Annotated in this window: 2 protein-coding genes; one reads left to right on the top strand and one right to left on the bottom strand. The window is 60.1% G+C overall.

The genetic code is table 11. The annotated features are described in order from the left end of the window. Positions 1 to 151: 151 nt before the first annotated feature. Complete coding sequence (locus tag NW856_RS09960; protein ID WP_414400066.1) at positions 152 to 1,927, bottom strand: phospholipase D-like domain-containing protein; 1,776 nt, start codon at positions 1,925 to 1,927, stop codon at positions 152 to 154. A gap of 101 nt (positions 1,928 to 2,028) precedes the next feature. On the opposite strand from NW856_RS09960, the gene NW856_RS09955 reads away from it, so the two are divergent. After that, positions 2,029 to 2,243 (top strand): transposase (locus tag NW856_RS09955; RefSeq protein WP_414400068.1); only part of this gene is annotated, 215 nt, incomplete at its 3' end.

Below are 2,243 nucleotides of genomic sequence, written 5' to 3'. Positions count from 1 at the left end.
AGTGCGGGGCTCCTGCGATTTCTAGCTGAAATGACTATATTTGGGGTTTAATTTGGGGTTTATTCGAGGGGAGAGGCCCTTTAGGAGCTGCTCTGGGATGAACTTCCGAAAGCACTCCGCGCCCTCAACCTGACTAAGAGGGGGCTAACTCCTACCAGGTTACCCGATCCCGCAGTTGCTCAATCCGGGCTGGGCCAATGCCATTGACCCGTTGCAGATCCTCCAAAGAGGAGAAGGGGCGGGCCTCGATAATGCGCTGCGCCAGGGCGGGGCCAATGCCGGGCAACTGTTCCAGCTCCGCCGCCGTGGCCGTATTCAGGTTAACGCGAGGGGATCCCCCAGGAGACGCCACCGGAAAAGCAACCGACGGGGAAGGGGATCCCGCCTCAGGAGGAAGAACGACCTCGACTTCCAGCAGCTCCGGCTCCGGTTCAGGCAAGGAAGCGGCAACGGGGACGGGGTTGGGGCAGCGACGGGACGCCTCTTCTGCCTGTTGTTGCAGGCGGCGGCTGGGGCCAAAGCGGGCATCGGCAATGAGCCGGTCGAACTCCCGCACAAAGTGATCCACCACTCGGCTATTGCGGATGATCAGGAAGTTTTCGTCGTTGAGGTGGTTGGCCGAGACCGACCAGTTGTTGGATCCGGTGATCACCGTGGCCTGAGGAGTGCCGGGATCGATGATGGCAAACTTATGGTGCAGCTTATCGCCGGGGGCGAGGTTGGGTATGCCTACAGACTGGGCCGGCAGCGTCCAGGGCAGGCGCGCCGCCTCCACCTGGCACTTTTCGTCGGGGAGCAACAGCCCCCACATCTCCAGGGTGCGGCTGTAGTCCCGGAAGGCAAAACCAGGGTCGAACACCCCGCGGATTTCTACGTTGCGCTCCTGGCGCAGTTGCCTGAGTTGGTTGGCAATGCCCGGATCCGTAAAGACGAACAGAGCCAGATCCACCTGTTGCCGGGCTTGGGCCAGGGTGGCGGCAATAATGCCGTTGGAGGTGGCTTCGTAGGGCAGGGAGCGACTGGCAGGAGAAAAGTGAACCCCCACAATGGCATCGTCAATGTACACCGTTTCCAGGGGACGCTTGAGCTTTTGCACGCCGAAGCGGCTATCGGTCAAGCCACCGGGGCCATCGCCCCACATGAGATCGAATTCCTCGGTGTAGAGGCGGGCCAGCTCCGGGCTGTCCAGCAGCAGCAGATGGTTGGCATTGCCGACACTGCCAGGCGCATCAAAGTCCCCGTGAATATCAGAGAGGGTGAAATTGGCCGAGCCGGTCAAGACTTTCTGCCCGTCGATCACCACAAATTTGTGGTGCATCAGGCCACTGCCCTTGGAACCATCGGCGGTATCGTCCAGCCAGGGCACCTGGCCTCCATCCAGCAAGGCGTACACATCCCGCGTGGCGACCTCCTCAGCCGAAAACCGTCCATCCCGGTTCACATCCACCAGGTTGCGGTACTCCTCGAACTTGCTGCGGCTGCGCTCGTCCAGCGCCCGCACTTGGTCAGGGGTGAGCTGGTGCCAGGCCCGCACGTAGGTGTTTTCAGTAATAAAACGCACCGGGATCCCCGCCTGCCGCCGCTCCACCAGAGCCTGGGCAATCAGGGGTAGGTTCAGCTCCTGCACGGCAATATCCACCGACTGCCGAGCGGAGCGAATCTGGGAAATGATCAACTCTTCCAGGTTGTAGCCGTAGCGGCGGATCTGGCGGTAGGGATCCCGATAGGTGCTCTCGCGGCTTTGGTTGAACACCACCCGGATGCGGGGGTGCTGCGGCAGAGGGGCCAGGGTGGGCAGCTCCGGCTCTTGGGGGTAGGGTCTGGCCCGAGGACCCACCCAGTAGCCGATCAAGACCAGAATGAGAAGCAGAGCAGCCCAGGGCAGCCAGCGGCGGAGTTGCCGCAGCCACGACGGGATCCCGTTCATCGAAAAAACTAGGCTGTGTTTACTTTTAGTATGAGGTGAGGATAGTTTTTGGGCAAGGTCTGATGAGTTGCCTTGTCATAGATGACAATAAATAGCAAAAGATTCTGGCTTTTCTGCGAACAGAACCCCACATTGGCAAAGAGGCAGGATGCAAGCGGTTTATCGAGGGCGTGCTGTGGATGGCTCGTTCTGGCTCCCCCTGGCGCTACCTCCCGGAAAGATGTGGAAAGTGGTACACCGTTTACCCAAGATTCCATCACTGGAGTCGCTTGGGAGTCTGGGAAAGAATGTTTCAGTTCTTCATCACAGAACCCGA

Origin of the sequence: Synechococcus sp. R3-13 (assembly GCF_047462195.1) — a bacterium.
Taxonomy (GTDB): Bacteria; Cyanobacteriota; Cyanobacteriia; order Thermostichales; family Thermostichaceae; genus Thermostichus.
The sequence above is the reverse complement of the archived record's forward strand: the minus strand, read 5'-3'. Positions and strand labels throughout refer to the sequence as shown.

Bases quoted from the DNA above. Each gene is read 5' to 3' on its own strand.
- NW856_RS09960 (WP_414400066.1), bottom strand. From the start codon at position 1,927: ATGAACGGGATCCCGTCGTGGCTGCGGCAACTCCGCCGCTGGCTGCCC.